Origin of the sequence: Streptomyces sp. NPDC057271 (genome assembly GCF_042668715.1) — a bacterium.
GTDB lineage: Bacteria > Actinomycetota > Actinomycetes > Streptomycetales > Streptomycetaceae > Streptomyces.
The window spans coordinates 32805-50931 of sequence record NZ_JBHUYJ010000056.1 but is presented as its reverse complement, the minus strand read 5'-3'; the positions used below and the strand labels follow the sequence as shown (position 1 = coordinate 50931).

The 18127-nt window shown below is 71.7% G+C and carries 17 protein-coding genes; 6 read left to right on the top strand and 11 right to left on the bottom strand.

Going from position 1 to position 18127, the window contains the following annotated elements; translation table 11 throughout:
• Positions 1 to 152 precede the first annotated feature (152 nt).
• Both ACFUJR_RS24195 and rfbA read right to left on the bottom strand, forming a co-directional pair.
• A complete protein-coding gene (locus ACFUJR_RS24195) occupies positions 153 to 1229 on the bottom strand; it encodes a glycosyltransferase (protein ID WP_383181419.1) in 1077 nt (358 codons plus the stop codon).
• Positions 1230 to 1297: 68 nt separating this feature from the next.
• Positions 1298 to 2167 carry a glucose-1-phosphate thymidylyltransferase RfbA gene (gene rfbA, locus ACFUJR_RS24190; RefSeq protein ID WP_383181422.1) on the bottom strand — a complete coding sequence of 290 codons (870 nt, stop codon included), beginning with the start codon at positions 2165 to 2167 and terminating at the stop codon, positions 1298 to 1300.
• Between the two features lie 200 nt (positions 2168 to 2367).
• Between rfbA and ACFUJR_RS24185 the strand changes: the two genes are divergently transcribed.
• The gene (locus tag ACFUJR_RS24185) at positions 2368 to 3366 is read left to right on the top strand and encodes a Gfo/Idh/MocA family protein (RefSeq protein ID WP_383181425.1); all 999 of its coding nucleotides are present in this window, start codon (positions 2368 to 2370) and stop codon (positions 3364 to 3366) included.
• 86 nt (positions 3367 to 3452) lie between these two features.
• Here ACFUJR_RS24185 and ACFUJR_RS24180 read toward each other — a convergent pair whose 3' ends face one another.
• From ACFUJR_RS24180 to ACFUJR_RS24170, 3 genes are read right to left on the bottom strand one after another with little or no spacing between them, the layout of a single operon-like run.
• Positions 3453 to 4058: a dTDP-4-dehydrorhamnose 3,5-epimerase family protein gene (locus tag ACFUJR_RS24180; protein WP_383181624.1), complete on the bottom strand. Its 606-nt coding sequence runs from the start codon at positions 4056 to 4058 to the stop codon at positions 3453 to 3455.
• A 20-nt stretch (positions 4059 to 4078) separates the two neighbouring features.
• Positions 4079 to 4735 (bottom strand): sulfotransferase family protein, encoded by a 657-nt coding sequence (locus ACFUJR_RS24175; RefSeq protein WP_383181626.1) that lies wholly within the window; start codon positions 4733 to 4735, stop codon positions 4079 to 4081.
• A 17-nt stretch (positions 4736 to 4752) separates the two neighbouring features.
• Positions 4753 to 5199 carry a carboxymuconolactone decarboxylase family protein gene (locus tag ACFUJR_RS24170; RefSeq protein ID WP_383181629.1) on the bottom strand — a complete coding sequence of 149 codons (447 nt, stop codon included), beginning with the start codon at positions 5197 to 5199 and terminating at the stop codon, positions 4753 to 4755.
• A 188-nt stretch (positions 5200 to 5387) separates the two neighbouring features.
• Between ACFUJR_RS24170 and ACFUJR_RS24165 the strand changes: the two genes are divergently transcribed.
• The 5 genes from ACFUJR_RS24165 to ACFUJR_RS24145 are packed head-to-tail and all read left to right on the top strand — an operon-like array spanning position 5388 to position 10756.
• Positions 5388 to 6785 (top strand): amidase, encoded by a 1398-nt coding sequence (locus tag ACFUJR_RS24165; protein WP_383450706.1) that lies wholly within the window; start codon positions 5388 to 5390, stop codon positions 6783 to 6785.
• 2 nt (positions 6786 to 6787) lie between these two features.
• Positions 6788 to 6967, top strand: coding sequence for a hypothetical protein (locus ACFUJR_RS24160; protein WP_383170495.1), 180 nt, complete (start codon positions 6788 to 6790; stop codon positions 6965 to 6967).
• A gap of 2 nt (positions 6968 to 6969) precedes the next feature.
• Positions 6970 to 8478 carry a glutamine synthetase family protein gene (locus tag ACFUJR_RS24155; protein ID WP_383170497.1) on the top strand — a complete coding sequence of 503 codons (1509 nt, stop codon included), beginning with the start codon at positions 6970 to 6972 and terminating at the stop codon, positions 8476 to 8478.
• Between the two features lie 59 nt (positions 8479 to 8537).
• The gene (locus ACFUJR_RS24150; RefSeq protein WP_383170499.1) at positions 8538 to 8873 is read left to right on the top strand and encodes a 4Fe-4S dicluster-binding protein; all 336 of its coding nucleotides are present in this window, start codon (positions 8538 to 8540) and stop codon (positions 8871 to 8873) included.
• Complete coding sequence (locus ACFUJR_RS24145) at positions 8870 to 10756, top strand: hypothetical protein (RefSeq protein WP_383170501.1); 1887 nt, start codon at positions 8870 to 8872, stop codon at positions 10754 to 10756. The genes ACFUJR_RS24150 and ACFUJR_RS24145 overlap by 4 nt, the downstream gene beginning before the upstream one ends.
• A 72-nt stretch (positions 10757 to 10828) precedes the next feature.
• On the opposite strand, the gene ACFUJR_RS24140 is transcribed toward ACFUJR_RS24145, so the two are convergent.
• From ACFUJR_RS24140 to ACFUJR_RS24115, 6 genes are all read right to left on the bottom strand, one after another.
• Entirely contained in the window at positions 10829 to 11587 is a 759-nt protein-coding gene (locus tag ACFUJR_RS24140) for an antibiotic biosynthesis monooxygenase (protein WP_383170503.1), read from the bottom strand.
• A 74-nt stretch (positions 11588 to 11661) separates the two neighbouring features.
• The gene (locus ACFUJR_RS24135) at positions 11662 to 13143 is read right to left on the bottom strand and encodes an FAD-dependent monooxygenase (protein ID WP_383170505.1); all 1482 of its coding nucleotides are present in this window, start codon (positions 13141 to 13143) and stop codon (positions 11662 to 11664) included.
• On the bottom strand, positions 13130 to 14320 hold the full coding sequence (locus tag ACFUJR_RS24130; protein WP_383170506.1) for an FAD-dependent monooxygenase: 1191 nt from the start codon (positions 14318 to 14320) through the stop codon (positions 13130 to 13132). The genes ACFUJR_RS24135 and ACFUJR_RS24130 overlap by 14 nt, the downstream gene beginning before the upstream one ends.
• On the bottom strand, positions 14317 to 15273 hold the full coding sequence (locus tag ACFUJR_RS24125) for an aromatase/cyclase (protein WP_383170508.1): 957 nt from the start codon (positions 15271 to 15273) through the stop codon (positions 14317 to 14319). Before ACFUJR_RS24125 ends, ACFUJR_RS24130 begins: the two co-directional genes overlap by 4 nt.
• Positions 15274 to 15316: 43 nt before the next feature.
• Positions 15317 to 16798, bottom strand: coding sequence for an FAD-dependent monooxygenase (locus ACFUJR_RS24120; protein ID WP_383170510.1), 1482 nt, complete (start codon positions 16796 to 16798; stop codon positions 15317 to 15319).
• 153 nt (positions 16799 to 16951) lie between these two features.
• Positions 16952 to 17983, bottom strand: coding sequence for a methyltransferase (locus ACFUJR_RS24115; RefSeq protein ID WP_383170512.1), 1032 nt, complete (start codon positions 17981 to 17983; stop codon positions 16952 to 16954).
• Between the last annotated feature and the right edge of the window lie 144 nt (positions 17984 to 18127).

Here is an 18127-nt window from a genome sequence, read left to right as displayed (position 1 = left end):
GCCCCGAGACCGACGGTCTCGGGGCGTCGCGCGTGCTCGGGAGGGCGTGTGGCGTACGGCGGCGGGGGAGCGGGGCGGGGGGCGTGCGTCACCGGCCGCGCGGAAAGCCGAAGGCCGGCCGGTGGGGCACCGGCCGGCCTTCGGGGACGGGGTCAGGACGCGACGAGGGCTTCCAGCTCGCGGAGGACCTCACCGGGCGTCGGCAGGGTGGCGACCTCGGCGGCCAGCGCCCGGGTCCGCGCCGCGTACCCGGGATCGGCGAGGATCTCCCGGCAGCCGGCTGCGATCACCTCGTCGGGGTCACGGCCCTCCTCCGGGCGGTGCTTGTCGACCACGACGGCCGCCCCGACGGACGCTATGGCCTCGGCGACGGCCTTGCCGTAGCCGTTGTCGGGGATGATCAGCTGCGGTACGCCCGCGTTCACCAGCGTCATCGCCGTGGTGGCGCCGCCGTGGTGGACGGCCAGGTCGCAGGTGGGGGCGACCACGTCGAGCGGGATCCAGCCGATGCGTACGTCGCCGAGCTCCGCGCCGTACTTCTCGGCGGCCTCGGGGAGCGCGGCGATGAGCACTTCGGCGCCCGCCCCGGTGAGCTCGCCGACCAGCTTCCGCAGCGAGCTGCCGGGGGTGTCGAGCATGAGGTTACGGGTGCCCGCGGTGATGAGGACGCGGGGGCGGCCCTCGGGGCGGGTGTACATCCAGGGCTCGACGCGCCGCTGGCTGACCCGCGGGACCCAGCGCATCGCGCGGGCGGCGGGGGCGCCCTCGGGGCGGATCGGCGGCGGGCAGAGGTCGATGAAGAGATCGGGCTCGGGGAGCTCGGCCAGGCCCAGGCGCTCCAGCTCCGGCTGGAGTTCGGCGACGGCGGCGCGGTCACGGCGGGCCATCGGCGCGATGTGCCAGATGTGCCGGACGTACGGAACCCCGAGGCGGGCGGCGAGGACGCGCGGTACATGGGAGAGGCCGCCGACGACCAGGTCCGGGGTCCAGGTCCCGGTGAGCTCCAGGAGGGCGTCGAGGCGGGCCGTGGCCGTCAGCGACTCCTGGCCGTAGCGCATGCGCTCGGGGGTGATGCAGATCGCCGGGAGCCCGACGGAGGCCGCGGCGGCCATGAGCGGCTCGTCTGCGGCGAGCATGATCTGGTGCCCGGCGTTCCGGGCGGCGGCGGCGAGCGGGGCGACGCCGAAGACGGCCGCCTGGCTCCCGCCGACGGTGAACAGGATCTTCATGAGGAGGGGCCTCTTCCGGTGAGTGGGCGTATTCCTTGGTTCCACGCCGTGCGGCGCGGTGGGCGGACTCAGCCGGCCTGGGCCATCTCCATGATGTACTGACCGTAGGCTGAGTTCGCGAGACGGCTGCCGAGGCGGTAGCAGGCGTCACGGTCGATGAAGCCCATGCGCCAGGCGATCTCCTCCAGACAGGCGATGCGCACGCCCTGGCGGTGTTCCAGGACCTGGACGTAGTCGCCGGCCTCCATGAGGGCGTCGTGGGTCCCGGTGTCGAGCCAGACGAAACCGCGGCCGAGGGGGATGAGCCGGGCCTCGCCGCGCTCCAGGTAGACCCGGTTGAGGTCGGTGATCTCCAGCTCGCCCCGCTCGGAGGGCTTCAGCTCCCGGGCGTAGTCGACGACCTTGTTGTCGTAGAGGTAGAGGCCGGTGATGGCCATGTTGGTCTGCGGCTTGGCGGGCTTCTCCTCCAGGGCGGTCAGGCGGCCCTGGCCGTCGACCGTGCCGACGCCGTAGCGTTCGGGGTCGCGGACCGGGTAGCCGAAGAGGACGCAGCCCTCGAGGTCCCGGCCGGCACGCTGGAGCATGGGGCCGAACTCGTAGCCGTGGAAGATGTTGTCGCCGAGGACGAGAGCGACGGAGTCGTCGCCGATGTGGTCGGCGGAGACCAGGAAGGCGTCGGCGAGACCGCGGGGCTTGTCCTGCTCCGCGTAGCTCAGGTTGATACCGAGCCAGGAGCCGTCGCCGAGGAGCCGGCGGAACATCTCCTGATCCTCGGGAGTGGTGATGATCTCGATTTCGCGTATCCCGGCCAGCATCAGCGCCGACAGCGGGTAGTAAATCATCGGCTTGTCGTAGACCGGGAGCATCTGTTTCGAAACGCCCAGTGTGATCGGATGGAGCCTCGTTCCATTACCGCCGGCCAGGACGATGCCCTTCACCGTCGCACCTCCTTCGTGAATTTCCCTGTCGATCTGAGCGGATGCCCGCACTCTATAGCGGGGGATCGAACGGCCGGAAGTCGCGTTCGAGGGCGTACCGGCCGCGATGTACGCGGGTGTTGACAAATAAAGTTCTGCTTATCCACTCTGACCTCATCCCGATTCAGGCATGTGAATTCCTCTTGCCCTTAGGTGGACTTGTGAACATCGAAGATCTGACACCCGACCAGGAATCCGAGCGGAGAGCCGGTATCGGCATCATCGGGTGCGCCGACATCGCCGTGCGCCGGGCGATCCCCGCGATTCGGAGGTCTCCGTTCGATCTCGTGGCGGTCGCGAGCCGTTCTCTGGCGAAGGCCGAGTCCGTCGCCGCCGACACGGGCTGCGCGGCCGTCGAGGGGTACGAGGCCCTTCTCCGCGCGCCGGGCGTCGACGCCGTGTACGTCCCGCTGCCGAACAGCGAGCACGCGGAGTGGGCGCGCCGGGCGCTGGAGGCCGGCAAGCACGTCCTCATCGAGAAGCCGGCGGTGCCGAGCGCCGAGACCGCCCGGATGCTCGCCGATCTCGCCGAGGAGCGCGGGCTGCTCATCATGGAGAACTTCGCGTTCCTCCGGCACCCCCAGCACGACCTGGCCCAGGACCTGATCGCCGAGGGCGCGATCGGCGAACTCCGCTCCTTCAACGGTGTCTTCGGTATTCCGCCCACCGATCCGAACGGCATCAAGTACCAGGCGGAACTCGGCGGCGGCGCCCTGTGGGAAGTCGGCTGCTACCCGGTGCGCGCGGCCCAGGAGTACCTGGGCGGGGCGATCGAAGTCCTCGGCGCGTCGATGGAGTTCGACGCGAAGCTGGGCGTGGACGTGTCCGGTGCGACCCTGCTGCGCGACGGCTCCGGTGTCACCGCGCACTGCTCCTTCGGCCTCTCGCACGGCTACCGCTCGACGTACGACCTCTGGGGCAGCGAGGGGCGGCTGACCCTCGAATGGGCGTTCACGCCCTCACGCGACGCCCGTCCCGTGCTGCGCCTTGAGCAGCGGGACCGGGAGACGCGGATCGTCGCGCCGGCCTCGGACCAGTTCCTCGGTGTCTTCAGCGCCTTCCACGCGGCGGTCCGGGACGCCCCGGCCCGTCCGGCGCACCATCGCGAGCTGGTACGGCAGGCCGATCTGATGGCCCGGATCCGCGCCCACGCCGGGTGAGGACGGCCTCGTGCCGGGACGAGAAGAACGGCAGCCGGTGCCCGAGGGCACCGGCTGCCGTTCTCATGTGCCCGCACCCGCGGACGTCAGCCGTTCTGCAGGACTCCGAAGGGGCGCGGCAGGCACTGCTCGTACGTGGGCAGGATGCCCAGCGCGGCCGCCTCCGCGAGGGTGGGCGCCACCGCGTCCTTGTCCGAGCGGATCGGCGGTTCCCTCAGCTCCCACGGCAGGCCGATCTCCGGATCGAGCGCGTCGACGTCGATCATCGTGCCGGGCACGTACTCCTGTGAGCAGAGGTAGCTCATGCAGGTGTCGCCGGTCAGGGCCAGGAAGGCGTGGCCGATGCCGTCGGGCAGGTACACGGCCGTCCCGGTCTCCGGACTCTGGTACGTGACGTCGTACTGCCCGAACGTCGGGGAACCGACCCGGAGGTCGACCGCGATATCGAGCGCGCTGCCCCGAACGCAGGTCACGAACTTCGCCTGACCGGGCGGGACCTTGGTGCCGTGAATTCCCCGCAGCGTGTTCTTCCTGGACACCGAGTAATTCACCTGCCGGACCGAGAAGTCCCAGCCGCTCTCGGCCAGGATCGCGCTGGCACGCACCGACTCGAAGAAATGCCCCCGACGGTCGCTCAGCGGTTCCGGTTCGACGCGGTAGGCGCCCGGGACCGTCATTTCCGTGATCAACACAGGATCAGCTCCTCGCCGGCTCAGCCCGCCGCGACCGGGGCGCCGGCCGCCTGGGCGATCCGCTGCCGCATGGCGGCGGAGTCGTTGGCGTGCGGGAACTCCTCGTCGGGGACGTCGACCCCGAGGAAGGCGCACAGCGGATCCCAACCCTGGCGTACGTCGTAGACGAGCACCTTGTCGGCGCCGAGGGCGCGCACGATGTCCTCGTTGTGCCGGCGGTACGCCGCGACGGCGTGGTCCTTGTCCTCGAAGCGGCCCTCGAAGACGCCGTCCCAGATCATGGTGCTGACGACGCGGAGCAGCCGCTCCTGACGGGAGCCGGGCTCCGGCGGACGCTCCTTGCTGCGCAGGACGAACTGGTAGAGCGTGTCGTACGTGCTCCGGTACCAGCCCTCGGCGTCCCGGACGGTGACGACGAACCTGGCCTCCGGGAAGGCCTCAGCGAGCTGCCGGTAGTAGACCGTGCAGGGACCGTCGACCGCGGAGGAGTATCCGGCGAACACCGCCCGCCAGTCGGGGTCCTCCCCGTCGCAGACGATCCTCTCCCACTGCTCCAGGCGCGCGTCGTCGTCCACGATGTCGAACATGTGGAAGGAGGGCCCCAGCCCCAGCCGGTCCAGGGCCACCTTCAGCGAGGTCGTGCCGGTCCTGCCCAGACCGGCGTTGATGAGCTTCACGGGTACGCATCCCTTCGTCAGCGCCAGACCGCGGGGGCCTGGTTGGAGGCGACGTTGACCCGGTTCCACATGTTGACCAGGCCGACATGCATGAGCAGGGCGCCGAGCTGCTCCTCGGTGAAGTGCTGGGCGCACTCCTCCCACACCTCGTCGGAGGCCATGTGCTCCGGGTCCGCCAGGAGGGTGACGGCCTCGGCCATGGCGAGGGCGGAACGCTCGGCGTCCGTGAAGACGGTCTCGGTGCGCCAGGTGGCGACGAGCGGGAGGCGGTCGTCGGCGCCGTTCGCCAGGCCGGCCCGGTCCACGAGGGTCCAGTCGCGGCCGTTGATCTCGCTCACGCGCAGGCGGACGAGGTCGAGGGTCGCTTGCGGGATGCCGACCTTGCCGATGACCTCGGACAGGTCGAGCAGGGGCTGCAGGGCACCGGGAACGACCAGGGAGGGGTTGTCCATCCGTGGAGTCATCGGGTCTTCTCCTGTGCGATATGTATGGGGGAATTATCTGGGAAACATGCTGCTCCGGTGGCTGTCACATTCGCAAGAAATCACGTTCAACTGTGGATCGGAAGCAGATGTAACGCCCGTTCTCGATAGGTGAGTTGCGCGCAATTCTGGCGATGACTTGTATGGGTCTCGTGTCAGAGTCCACAACGATGAAGAGCAGGCAGCCGGTCCGCCACGGCATTCACACCACACGGAAATCTCTTCTCGACGGTCATTCCACGGTCACCGGTCACGTCCTCGACGTGCTCGGTGCGATCCGCGCTACGGACCCGGAGATCGGTGCGTACGTCGAGGTCGCCGAGGCCCGCGCGCTGCGCGAGGCCGAGGCGGCCGACCGGCTGCTCGCCGCCCTCGGCCCGGCCGCCTTCCGCGACCGGCCGCTGCTCGGTAGCACCGTGTCGGTGAAGGACCTCATCCAGACCGAGTCCCTCGGGACCCGGCGCGGCTCGCTGCTGCCGAACCGTCGCGAGCCGGCCGACGCGCCGTCCGTGGCGCGGCTGCGTGCGGCGGGCGCGATCGTCGTGGGCAAGACGACCACGTCCGAGTACGGTTGGAGCGCGAGCACGGTGAGCCGGGTCTTCTCTCCCACCCGCAATCCCTGGGCGCGCGACCGGACCGCGGGCGGCTCCAGCGGCGGGTCGGCGGCGGCCGTGGCGGCGGGAATGTGCACCGCCTCGCTCGGCACCGACGGCGCGGGCTCGGTCCGCATCCCCGCCGCCTTCTGCGGAGTGGTCGGCTTCAAGCCCTCGTACGGGCTCGTTCCGTACGTCCCGCCGTGCCCGGAGCGGCTGTCCCATGTGGGGCCGCTGGCGCAGAGCGTGGCGGACGTCGCTGAGCTCATGAAGGTGCTCGCCGGTCCCGACGGCCGCGACCCGGACTCGGCCGGGGTGCCCTCGGCCCCCGGGCGGGCGGCGGGACCGCTGCGGATCGGCTGGATCGAGTTCCCCGGTACGTCGGCTCCGGTGCGTGACGTCACGGAAGGCGTGCTGCCGGTCCTCGCCGCGCTCGGCCATCGGGTCGAGCGGGTCGAGGTGCCGTTCTCCGATCCGTACGGCGCGCTCGTGGACATCCTGGCCGCCGCCGACGCGCACGGCACCGCCCCCGAGGACGACGCCCGGTGCGACCGGGGCAGGCTCGCGGTCGTGCGGTACGGGCGCTCGCTCGGCGCCGCGGCGGTCGCGCGCGCCGAGGACACCCGGCTCGCGCTGCGGATCCGGCTCGCCGCGGTGATGGACTCCTACGACCTCCTGGTGATGGCGACCGTACCGATCGAGCCGTTCGCGGCCGAGGCGATCGCCCCGCCCTGGGCGGCCGACCCGGCCGAGCTGCGCTGGCTGTCCTGGTCGCCCGCCACGTACCCCTTCAACCTCACCGGTCAGCCCGCCCTGTCGCTGCCCGTCGGCCTCACGCCCGCCGGCCTGCCGGTCGGGCTCCAACTCGTGGGCCGCGTCGGTGACGACGGCCTCGTGCTCCGGACCGCCGAACTCGTCGAGTCGGCCCTCGGCCTCGCCCTGGTCCCTCCGGGCCAGCCGGCGGAAGGGAAATGATCATGCTCCCTGTGCCGTGGCCTCCGAACGGCGAGGAAGGCGGCACCGGACGCCCCCCGTACACCGCCGGGCGCAGGGGCGGCCCGGCCGACGACGACGTCGCGCTCCCGGCCGCCGGACTCTGCGCGACGGCCCCCGGCCCCGCTCCGGCGCGCCCCCATCTCTCCGCGGAAGGAAAGTGAACATGGTCTCCAGGTCGTGGGCCACACTCGGCGAGGACAGCGGCGTCGGACGCCCCTCCTTCGTCGCCGAGTTCGGGCTCTGGGACGAACGCCAGATAGTGGCGGCCGAGCAGGTCGAGCTCCAGCTGGCCGAGGTCGACCTCGTGCGGGTCGCGTTCTGCGACCCGCACGGGCTCGCCCGCTCCAAGACGGTCCCGGCCGAGGTGTTCCGCTCGGTGCTCCGCAACGGCATGGACTTCAGCGCCGGGCCGTTCCTCTTCGACACCGGCCACGCCGTCGCCGTCGACTTCCTCGCGGACGCCGGGGTCGGCGTCGGCGAACTCCTGGGAGCGGGCGACTTCGTGCTCGTCCCCGACCCCCGTACGTTCCAGGTGCTGCCCCGTGACAACGGCGCGCGCACCGCCTGGGTACTCGGCGACGAGTACCTCCGCGACGGCACCCCGCACCCCCTCTCCTCGCGCGACGTGCTGCGCCGGGTCCTCGCCGAGTACGCCCGTCACGACCTGTCGCCGGTCATCGGCCTGGAGGTCGAGTGGTACCTGACCCGGCTGGCCGGCGGTCCCGTCGGCAACGAGGGCAACGGCTTCGGCACCCAGGGACCGGCCCCCCAGGTGGTGGCCGTCAACCCCGGCTACCAGTTCAACCTCGACTCCGCCTACGACTCCGTCGCCGACATCGCCGACCCCCTCGCCGCGATGCTGATGCGCCTCGGCCTGCCGCTGCGCTCCTTCGAGCACGAGTCGGGCCCCGGCCAGCTGGAGACCACCTTCAACCCCATGCGGGCCCTCGACGCCGCCGACGCGATGCTGCTGCTCCGCACCCAGCTCAAGCAGGAGTGCCGGCGCCTCGGCCACCACGCGTCCTTCATGACGCTGCCGCGCCTGGAGAGCTTCGACGCCAGCGGTTGGCACCTCCACCAGTCCGTCAGCAGCGCCAAGACGGGGCGGAACCTCTTCGCCGAGGGCGACGGTCTCCAGGACGCCGTCTCCGCCGACGGCCGGGCGTACATCGAGGGACTGCTCTCCCGCGCCCGGGAGTTCTGCCTCCTCTCCGTGCCGACCGTCAACGGATACCGGCGGCTCGCGCCCGAGTTCACGCTCGCGCCCACCACCGTCGACTGGCAGTTCGAGAACCGCAGCGCCATGGTCCGGGTGCTCAGCGGCGGCAGCGCCACCCATGTCGAGAACCGCATCGGGGAGCCCTGCGCCAACCCGTACCTCCTCATCGCCGCCCAGCTGCACGCGGGACTCGAAGGGATGCTCGCCGGGCCCCCGGCCGCCGACCCCGCCTCGCGCCCCCGGCTGCCGCGGACACTGCGCGAGGCGCTCGACGCCTTCCGCGCCGGCGAGAGCGCCGAGCGGCTGCTCGGCGCCCCGCTCAAGGCGTGCCTGGCCAAGCTGAAGGAGAGCGAGGCCGACCGGTTCGACGCCTGGTCCGCCACCGCCCCGCCGGAGGCCCTCGCCGGCGTCGTCACCGAATGGGAGCACCGCGAGTACTTCGGTGCCTTCTGAACCACCGTTCCCCGCCCCCACCCGTGTGTCCCACCAGAGAGGAAGAGGGTGACCACACCGTGCCGAAGGTGAAAGAGACCCCGTCCGGAGCCGACACCGCTCGCGCCGAGCGGATCGCCGAGCGCTCCCGCGACGAGAACTGGAAGAAGCCCCCGCGTCGCATCGAGACGTCGGAGTGCATCACGTGCGACACGTGCCTGCGCAGCTGCCCGCCCGAGTTCGGGGCGATCTTCGACGACGGGCTCAACGTCGTGATCGTGCCCGAGCTCTGCTCCGGCTGCCCGAAGTGCGTGATGGTCTGCCCCGTCGACTGCATCTACGTCGACGAGGACTGGACCGCCACCGAGGCCCGCATGTGGGAGCACATCGAACTGACCACCGGAGGGACCGTATGACCATCCCCACCGAGCCGGACCGGACGCTCGACCGGCGGGCCGCGATGGCCAAGGCCCGCCGGAGCCGCCGCCCGAGCAGACTCGGCAGCGCCGCCGGGGTCGCGGAGAGGCCCGAGCCGCCGGGCGCGCGGGACGCCGGGTTCCCGGTACTGCTCCGGAAGACCTGGCGACAGGCGCTCGACGCCCCCGACCTCGGCACCGCCGTCGACATCCTCCTCACGCTCGGCGGGCACGTCCCGGCCGACATCCAGCTGCGGGCGCTGCCCGTGAAGGAGGAGGCCGCGCTCAAGGTGCTCGTCGGCCGCAACTGGCGGAAGGACGGCCGGGCCACCGACCGGCCCGAGGACGCGGACACCGCGTTCCTCGGCGAGATCGGCCTCGACCGCAGTGGCCGCGTCCTGCTCCGGGTCCCGTCCGGGGGCCCGCTGAGCGGCGAGGCCGAACTGGTCGACGGCGTCCTGCGCGTGCCGTGGTCCGCCGAGGACCTCGCCGACTACCAGGTCGAGCTGACCCTCGCCACCGACCGCTGGCACGCCTCCGTACGCGACTGCCGCAACTGGCTCCACGAGGCCGGTGCCGAGGGCCGGCGCGAGGTCCTGGAGCAGCTGACCGAGGCGGCACTGCGGACGGCGCCGTTCGTCCTGTACGCCGGCGACCGGCGGTACACGAACTTCCGCGACCAGAACAACCTCACCGGCAAGACACTGCGTCCGGGACATCCCGACTGCGTGCTGAGCAGCCTGCGCACGATCCCGCTGGAGCTGTGGGCGGACAGCGACGTCCTGTTCGTCGTCTGCCTGACGCTGCTCGTGCGCTCGGCCGGGTACGCCCGGATCGAGGAGGCCAACGGGACACAGCTGACGCTCGACCACGTGGCGCTCCTCCTGGAGCGCACGCGCGCCGCCTACGACGCCGCGGCGCCCGGCCTGCCCCCGGTGCCGGCCCCCGCCGCGCACGGCGTCCTCGCCCTCGGCGAGCTGGCCGACGCGCTGGCCGCCCGCCGCCGTGAGCTGATGGGCTCCTCGGTCCAGCTCTACCGGGAGATCCACGGACCGCTGATGCACAAGATCGAGCGGGTCTCGGGCCCCGTGAAGGACGAAGCGGCGCGTCTGGAGGCCGTGTTGTGCGCCCGGCTGAGCGAACGTCTGCCGGTCTCCGGCGCCACGTTCGCGGAGCTGTCCGCGGCCCTGGAGGGTTCCCCCGGCTGGCTGGCGGAACCGCACGGCGACTTCGGCTCCGGCCTGGAGTCGCTGGTGTACGAGACGGTGACGGCCGCCACGGTCGTCTTCGACGCGGACTTCGCGATGAGCCGCGGCATGCGGTCGCTTCCGGCGCTGATCGAGGCGCTGCGCGCGGAGGCGTACCCGACGATCGCCGCGTGGGAGATCCCGCACTTCTTCTGCTGCGTGGTGCCCTCGGAGGAGTCGAAGCAGCTCTTCGGCGGCTCGGCGTCCCGGCTGGCCGACACCGCGTGGGCGATCTCCTCCCGGATGCAGTACAACTCCTGGCACTTCCTGGTCGGCAACCTGCCGAAGGTGCCCGAGATCGCGGCGCGCGACCACTTCGTTCCGCCGGCGATCCCGGACATCGCGTACTACTCCGACCAGCATCACAACGGGCACGTCGCGGCCCGGGTGCGGTTCACCGTCCGCAGCCCGCAGGCGGTGGAGGTCCTCGGCCGGCGCTTCAACGGCTTCATGGACCTCCGGCTGCTGCGCTGCGAGGGGCTCCCCTTCGACGAGCAGGACCTGCTGGCCGCCGACCGAGCGTCCGCCTTCGTCGCGGGGGCCACCACCCTGGCGGCCGCGCTGGTCGCCGACGGCACGGACATCGAGGTCACCTCCTTCGACTCGCGGTGGCACTGGGCCACGATCGCCGGGTGAAGCGGCGCGGACACCACGTAGGGCCCCTGGCGTTGCCAGGGGCCCTACGTCTGTGGGGGGTCGGTCCGGGGATCAGCTCGCGGCGGCGGCGCCGGCCACCGGCTGCTCGGCGGAGCGGGTGTGGACCGCGCGGTAGCCGTTCCAGTCGACGCTGGTGGTCAGGGCGTACCGCTTCTCCTGGTAGGCGTCACGGGCTCGGATCCACTGGGCCTCGGGCTGGTTGCGGAAGGAGTCGTAGAACACCTTGCCGTCCCACTGCGAGTAGACGACGACGAAGTCGTTGTCCGTGCCGACGGTGGCCAGGGTGCCCTGGCCACCGTCCAGGTTGCGGGAGCGGATGCCACGCATGACGCTCTGCGAGCGGTAGCCGGGGACGTCCACCAGCCACTCGTGGGCGGCACCCAGGGTGTCGACCAGGGCGCCCTGCTGGTTCGGCTTCACGCCGAGGATCTCGATGACCGTGTAGTCGTCGCGCTCGGGCGAGACCTCGGTGACGTCGCCGTACCCGGGGTGGCGCTGGCTCAGCTCGACCTCGGTCTGCATCAGGCGGACGTAGGTGGTGATCTCGCGGAAGACCGGGACCGTGTGGTGCTTGAACTCGGAGTCGTTGTACCGGGACTCCAGGTCGTCCATGCCCCGCCACTGGATGAAGTTGGCGGTGCCCGGGTTCTGCTGGCCGCGGTGGACGGTGCTGGAGATCCAGCCCGGGTAGGCGGCGACGTCCACGATCTTCTTCATCTCGTCGACGAGGGTGTCGACGCGGTCGCGGGAGTCGGTCTTGAAGAGGTTGAGGACGGTCAGGTGGCCGGCCTCGGGGCTGATGATCGGCATTGCTGCTCCTTGGATAAGAGAGGTAAGGAGGAGAGGGCGGCGCCCCGCGGGGAGTGCGGGGCGCCGGCTGTCGCTCAGTTCTGGGAGGCGGTGCCGAACCAGCGCCTGAGGGCGTCCACGAGGCCCTCGGTGCCGGCCTGGGCGGCGGCGATCCAGGCGGTGTAGCCGTCGGGGCGGACGAGGACCGCGTCCACCCCGGCGAGCGGTCCCTCGGGGCGGACCGCGGCGGTGACGACGTCGACGCGGTCCGCCCACGGCGCGGCGGCCCCGGCGACGGCGGGGTCACCGGTCAGGTCGAGCAGGACCGGGCGCCCGGCGTGCAGGGTCTTGTAGGCGGTCGTCTCGCCGTCCTCGCCCGTGAAGGCGAAGTCCGGAAGACGGCGGCCGAGCAGCGGGTGCTCACCTGCCCCGGCGTCGTACGTGATGTCGAAGCCGGTGACGAGGCCGACGAGGTGCTTGCGGACGTCCTCGTAGGCGAGGAGTTCGGCGAAGACGGCGCGCATCGGGTCCATCTCGGGGCCGCCGAGGTACAGGCTGCGCTGAGCGAGCGTGTTGGCGATGATGCGGGCGGCGACCGGGCGGCGCTCGGTGTCGTACGTGTCGAGGAGCCCCTCGGGGGCGTGGCCCTTGAGGGTGGCGGCGAGCTTCCAGCCGAGGTTGACGGCGTCGCCGAGGCCGGCGCTGATGCCCTGGGCGCCGATCGGCATGTGGATGTGCGCCGAGTCGCCGGCGAGGAAGACGCGCCCCTTGCGGTAGGCGGCGGCCTGCCGGCTGGAGTCGGTGAAGTAGCTGAGCCAGACGGCGTTGCCGCCCGAGATGTCGTCGCCGGTGACCCGCTTGAAGGAGTCGGCGACCTCCTGGAAGGTCGGCGGCTCGGAGGTCGGGCGGACGCCCGCGCCGCGCTCGAAGCAGACGACGCGCGTGGTGTTGGGGCCGACCGGTAGGACGACGACCATGCCGGCGTCGCCCAGCTCGCCGGTGGGGCGCAGCCGCACCTGGACGTCGGTGACGTCGGCCATCAGCATCTCGATGGTGGCCTCGGTGCCGGGGAAGTCGATGCCGGACAGCTTGCGGACGACGCTGCGGGAGCCGTCGGCGCCGACCAGGTAGCGGGCGCGGAGGGTGTGCGGGCCCTCGGGGGTGTCGGCGGTGACCTCGACGCCCTCGGAGTCGTCGGCGAGACCGGTGACCTCCCAGCCGCGGCGGATCTCGGCGCCGAGACCGGTGGCCCACGTGGTGAGGTTGGCCTCGGTGAAGGCCTGCGGGACACCGCGTACGCCGAAGTTGCCGCCGGGCAGGATGGTGTAGTCGAGCGGCATGCCGCCGAAGTGGCCGAACGGGATGACGCCCATCTCGCCGAAGGACTCCAGGAGACCGCGCTGGCCGAACTCCTCCATGGTGCGGGCGGAGAAGCCGAGGGCGCGGGACTGGCGCATCGGCTGGGCGAGCCGTTCGAGGACGAGGGCCTCGACGCCGGCGAGGCGGAGTTCGCCGGCGAGCATGAGTCCGGTGGGGCCGGCCCCCACGATGATCACGTCGGTGTCAAAGTCCTGCACTGTCGTTCCTGCCTTCCATGGGTGTCGTGTGTGCCGGAAGCCGGTCGTCGAGGTTGCTCGCCATCGAGGTGAGATGGCGGCGGACCCCGGGGAGGGCGATCAGCTCGGAGAGGACCGCGCGCAGCGGTTCGGTCTCCGGACCGCCGAGCATCAGCCGTTCCTGGGCCGCGACGTGGTCGAGGACCCGGGCGGCGGCGGGGTGCCGCACCTCGTGGTAGCTGTCGAGGAGTCCGGGCGAGGCCGTGCCGCGTACGGACTCGGCGAGTTTCGGGCCCAGGTCGACCGCGTCCTGGAGTCCGGTGTTGAGGGCCTGGCCGCCGACCGGCAGGTGCCAGTGGGCGGCGTCGCCGGCCAGCAGGACCCGGCCGCGCCGGTAGCTGACGGCCTGTCCCCTGGAGTTGTCGAAGGCGTCGAGCCAGAGCGGGAGGCCGCCGGAGACGTCCTCTCCGGTGACGTGCCGCCAGGCGTCGACGACCTCGGTGAAGCGGGGCGGACCGGTGCGGGCGGGCACGGGCCCGCCGAAGGCGTGGACCATGATCCGGGTGACTCCGTCGCGGGTGTTGGCCACGGCGAAGCCGTCGGTGAGCCGCTCGAAGCGCCGGTCGCGGACGGTGAGCCCGCGGATGTCGGCGCGCAGCAGCTCCCTGGTGGCCGGGGTGGCGGTCACCGGGATGCCGGCGAGCCGGCGGACCGTGCTGCGGGCTCCGTCGCAGCCGACCACGTACGCCGCGCGGAGATCGAGCGGCCCTTCGGGGCCCTGGATCCGGCAGCGGACGTGGTCCGGCCGCTCGGTGAGTTCCGTCAGTTCGTGGGAGCGGAGCGTCTCGGCGCCGAGTTCCGCGGCGCGGGCGGCGAGGGCGGCCTCGGTCCGGTACTGGGGGACCTTCCAGTTCCCGGCGAACGGGCTGTCCACCGGGGTCAGTGCGAAGCCGAGGCCCCCGAAGTGCGTACGGGGTTCGTGCGCGGACTCGGCCAGGAGGGCGTCGAACCCGCGTTCGTGGAGCAGCTCGGCGGTCCGCGTGGAGAGCTGGCTGGCGCGCGACTCGGACATCGGCCGGGCCAGCTTCTCCACCAGGACCACCGGGACCCGGGCTCGTCCCAGCTCGCAGGCGAGCAGGAGCCCGACGGGGCCCGCGCCGACGATGACGACCGGCACGTCCGCCCGGGTCGGGGTCATGACTCCGCGCCTCCGGCGGCGAGGGCTTCGGCGTGGGCCTTGGCGAGGCCGAGGGTGGCGAGGCTGTTGGTGCTGAGCGCGCTCTGGACGAACGCGGCGGCGGTCTCGGCCGTGGCATCGGCGCCCAGGACCCTGGTGATGTTCTCGGTGTTGATGCGCACGGTGTGGCGGGAGGTGACGGCGACGCCGCCGTCGCGCTCCTCGATGAGCCAGCGGCCGGTGTGCAGGGTCATGAGGGCGGGCAGGACGATCTGCTTGTAGACGATCGTCGTGGCCGGGGTGCAGACGCGGACGGAGCGGGTCGTGTGGGTGCTGCCGTCCTTGGCGCGGGTGTCCATCTCCAGGATCTGGAGGCCGGGCTCGTCCTCGTCGAGCTGGACGCGGCCGACGTGCGGCAGGCGCTCCTGCCAGAGCTGGGCCTCGTTGAGGAAGTCGTAGACGTCCTTGCCCCGGCCTTCGACGTGGACGGTGTCCTCGAAGGTGATGAGCCGGTCGGTGCCGGCGGCCTCGGCGCTCGCCTTGAGGGCCTGGAGCTCGGAGCCGCTGTTGCGGTCGACGGCCTGCCGGATCCACTCCAGGTCGGCGGGGTCGTCGGTGGCGGCGTGGAAGTCGTGCAGGAGGCGGACCCGGGAGGTGGTCTCGGTGAGGGGCTCGACCACCCAGGCGCCGCCCATGCCGCCGACGGGGTGCTGCGAACGCTCCTGGCGGAACGTCACCTCCAGCTTCGCGGCGTCGTGTTCGCGCCGGGAGGTCCAGGTCTTGGCGGTGCCGTTGGCGGTCGCCCAGAGCCGGATCAGCTCGGATTCGCCCGTGCGCTCGACGACCTCGGCGTGGACGGTGGGTGGGAAGGTCTCGGGCCAGCGGGTGACCTCGGCGACCAGTGCGTACACCAGTTCGGCGGGGGCGTCGACGTCGATCGTGTGCTCGGTACGGTGGATCTCGTGCTCGGTCACGTGTGTGTCTCCTCGGAAGTAGCGGGGCGGCCCGTGGCCTGCCTCAGGCGGCCGTGGCCTCGCCGAACCAGCGCCGCAGCGCGGTCTCCAGCGCGCCTCCGGCCGGAGCGGCCCAGGCGATGTAGCCGTCCGGGCGGATGAGGACCGACTCCGTCGCCGCCCCGCCCTCCTCCGGTCCGGCGGGGAAGGTCCGGACACGGACCACGTCGACCCGGTCGGACCAGCCGGCGGCCGTCGCGGCCGTGGCACCGGTCGCGTCCGCCGTGATCAGGACGCCACGGGCCGGATGCAGCAGACGCGCGATCCGGTCGGTGCCGCCGTCGGCGAGCTCCAGCTCGCGGTCGGCCATCCGGCCGCCGAGCAGCGGGTGGTCCGCCCCCTCGGCGGCCGCGCCGACCTCGTACACGATGTCGAAGCCGCTGACCATGCCGGAGATGTGCCGGGCCGCCGCCGGGATCGCGAAGAGCTCGGCCATGACGGTCCGCAGCGGCTGCACCGAGTTGCCGGTGAGGTTGAGCATTCCCTGGGCGAGCGTGCCCCGCAGGACGCGGGCACCGACCGGGTGCCGCTCGGAGTGGTACGTGTCGAGGAGTCCCTCGGGAGCGCGGCCTCCGACCGTCGCCGCCAGCTTCCAGCCGAGGTTGTAGGCGTCCTGCACGCCGACGCTGAGGCCCTGGCCGCCGGCCGGCAGGTGGATGTGCGCGGCGTCGCCGGCGAGCAGCACCCGGCCGCGCCGGTACTCGGTGGCCTGCCGGGTGGCGTCGGTGAAGCTGCTCACCCAGCGCGCCTCGCCCTGGTGGATGGAGTCGCCGGTCAGCCGCTGCCAGGCGTCCGCGACCTGCGCGAAGGTGACCTCGGAGCGGTCCGGCGGGGTGCCGTTCTCGCAGACGATGATCCGGGTGTAGCCCTCCTCCAGCGGCGCGGCCATGACCATGCCGTTGGGGAAGAGTTCGCCGATCATGCGGGGCTTGATGTCGACGCCCCTGACGTCCGCGAGGTACATCTCGCGGGTGGCGTCGGAGCCGGCGAACTCGAAGCCCGCCAGGTGCCGGACGGTGCTCCTGCCGCCGTCGCAGCCCACCAGGTAGCGGGCGGAGTGCTCCTCGGATCCCTCCGGGCCGTTCACGGTCACGGTCACGCCGTCGGCGTTCTCGGCCAGACCGGTGAGCCGGTAGCCGCGGCGCACGTCGGCGCCGAGCTCGACGGCCCGGTCCTCCAGCATCTCCTCGATCTTGTACTGGGGCGCGCCGCGGACACCGAAGTGCGAGCCCTCCAGGATCCCGTAGTCGATCGGGATGCCGCCGAAGTGGCCCTGGCGGGTGATCTCGGTGTTCTTCAGGCGTTCGAGGAGGCCGCGCTGCTCGAACATCTCGGTGGCGCGGGCGGTGAAGCCGATACCGCGCGACTCCCAGCTCCGCTCGGTCCGCTGCTCGAAGACGACGACGTCGGCGCCGCCGAGGCGGAGCTCGGCCGCGAGCGTCAGCCCCGCGGGCCCTGCCCCGATCACTATGACATCGGTATTCATGACTTCCTGTCCTGAGCCTCGGATTCTGCGGGGGAGGGGAAAAGAGAGGGGGAGAGAGCCGGCGTCACGTCCGGCAGGACCGGCTCCGGCCGGACCGGCCTCAGACGGTGGACGCCCTCAGACGGTGGACGCCCTCAGACGGTGGGGACGCCCTCAGACGGTGGGGACGGCCTCGATGATGGAGATCGGCGCGGAGGTGGGGACGGCGCGGGTGAGGGTGAAGCCGGCCTTCGCGAACAGCTCGCGGTACTCGTCGAGCGTGCGCTCCTGGGCGCCCAGCATCAGCATCAGCCAGAGGTCGATGGCCTGGCCGAGGTGGTGGTCGTTGCCCTCCGGGAGGACGTACTCCATGACGAGCAGCCGGCCCTCGGGGCCCATCGCCTCACGGGCGTTCCTCAGCGCCGTGATCGCGTCTTCCTCGGAGAAGTCGTGGATGATGTGCTTGAAGAGGTACGCGTCGCCGCCCGAGGGCAGCTTGTCGAGGTAGCCGCCGTGCTCGATGGTGAAGCGGTCCGCGACGCCGGCGGCCTCGAAGTACGCCTGGGAGTCGACGGTCGCGACCTCGGAGTCGTAGAGGACCCCCTTGACGTTCGGCGCCTTCTGGAGGATGCCCGCGAGCAGGTTGCCGCGGCCGGCGACGACATCGACGACGGTGTCGAACTGCGAGAAGTCGTACGCCTCCACGATCGGGGCCGTCTCGGACTCGGAGAGGCCGCCGAAGGCGTGGAAGAAGACCTGCGCGTACTCGGGGTTGGCGTGGAAGAAGTCCAGCGCGCCCATGCCGCGCAGCTTCGGCAGGTTCGGCTCGCCGGTCTCGACGGTCGTGAGGAGGTGGCCCCACTCCTCGTGCAGGGTGGGGTGGCTCATGAGCACGGCGAAGCCACGCATGGTGTCCGGGGCGTCCTCGCGCAGCTTGTCGGAGAGCGCGGTGTTCTCGAAGGAGCCGTCCTCGCGGACCGCGAAGACGCCGTGGCCGGCGAGGGCACGCAGCACGCGGCGGACCGACTTGGCGTCGGCGCCGACGCGCTTGGCGATCTCATCGACCGCGAGCGGGCCGTCGGCGAGGACGTCCGCGACGCCGAGCCTGGCCGCGACGGAAAGGGCCTGGGTGATGACCGCACCCTGGATGAGATTGAGCAGCGCATAGGAATCCGACTGGTCGCGGACCTCGGGCGTAGCGGGCATGGCTTTCCTTTCGAAGCGCCTTTTCCGTGGATTCCTGGACGATAGGTCGGCACTTCTCGGGCCCGCAACCATGCTTTTTGAATCTGTTGACTTGAACGTTCAACCGGAGAATGTAGGCGGTTGAACGCTGCCACCTCTACCTCG

Bases quoted from the DNA above. Each gene is read 5' to 3' on its own strand.
- ACFUJR_RS24115 (WP_383170512.1), bottom strand. From the start codon at position 17,983: ATGCCCGCTACGCCCGAGGTCCGCGACCAGTCGGATTCCTATGCGCTG.
- ACFUJR_RS24170 (WP_383181629.1), bottom strand. From the start codon at position 5,199: ATGACTCCACGGATGGACAACCCCTCCCTGGTCGTTCCCGGTGCCCTG.
- ACFUJR_RS24165 (WP_383450706.1), top strand. From the start codon at position 5,388: ATGAAGAGCAGGCAGCCGGTCCGCCACGGCATTCACACCACACGGAAA.
- ACFUJR_RS24140 (WP_383170503.1), bottom strand. From the start codon at position 11,587: ATGCCGATCATCAGCCCCGAGGCCGGCCACCTGACCGTCCTCAACCTC.
- ACFUJR_RS24195 (WP_383181419.1), bottom strand. From the start codon at position 1,229: ATGAAGATCCTGTTCACCGTCGGCGGGAGCCAGGCGGCCGTCTTCGGC.
- ACFUJR_RS24155 (WP_383170497.1), top strand. From the start codon at position 6,970: ATGGTCTCCAGGTCGTGGGCCACACTCGGCGAGGACAGCGGCGTCGGA.
- ACFUJR_RS24120 (WP_383170510.1), bottom strand. From the start codon at position 16,798: ATGAATACCGATGTCATAGTGATCGGGGCAGGGCCCGCGGGGCTGACG.
- ACFUJR_RS24130 (WP_383170506.1), bottom strand. From the start codon at position 14,320: ATGACCCCGACCCGGGCGGACGTGCCGGTCGTCATCGTCGGCGCGGGC.
- ACFUJR_RS24160 (WP_383170495.1), top strand. From the start codon at position 6,788: ATGCTCCCTGTGCCGTGGCCTCCGAACGGCGAGGAAGGCGGCACCGGA.
- ACFUJR_RS24145 (WP_383170501.1), top strand. From the start codon at position 8,870: ATGACCATCCCCACCGAGCCGGACCGGACGCTCGACCGGCGGGCCGCG.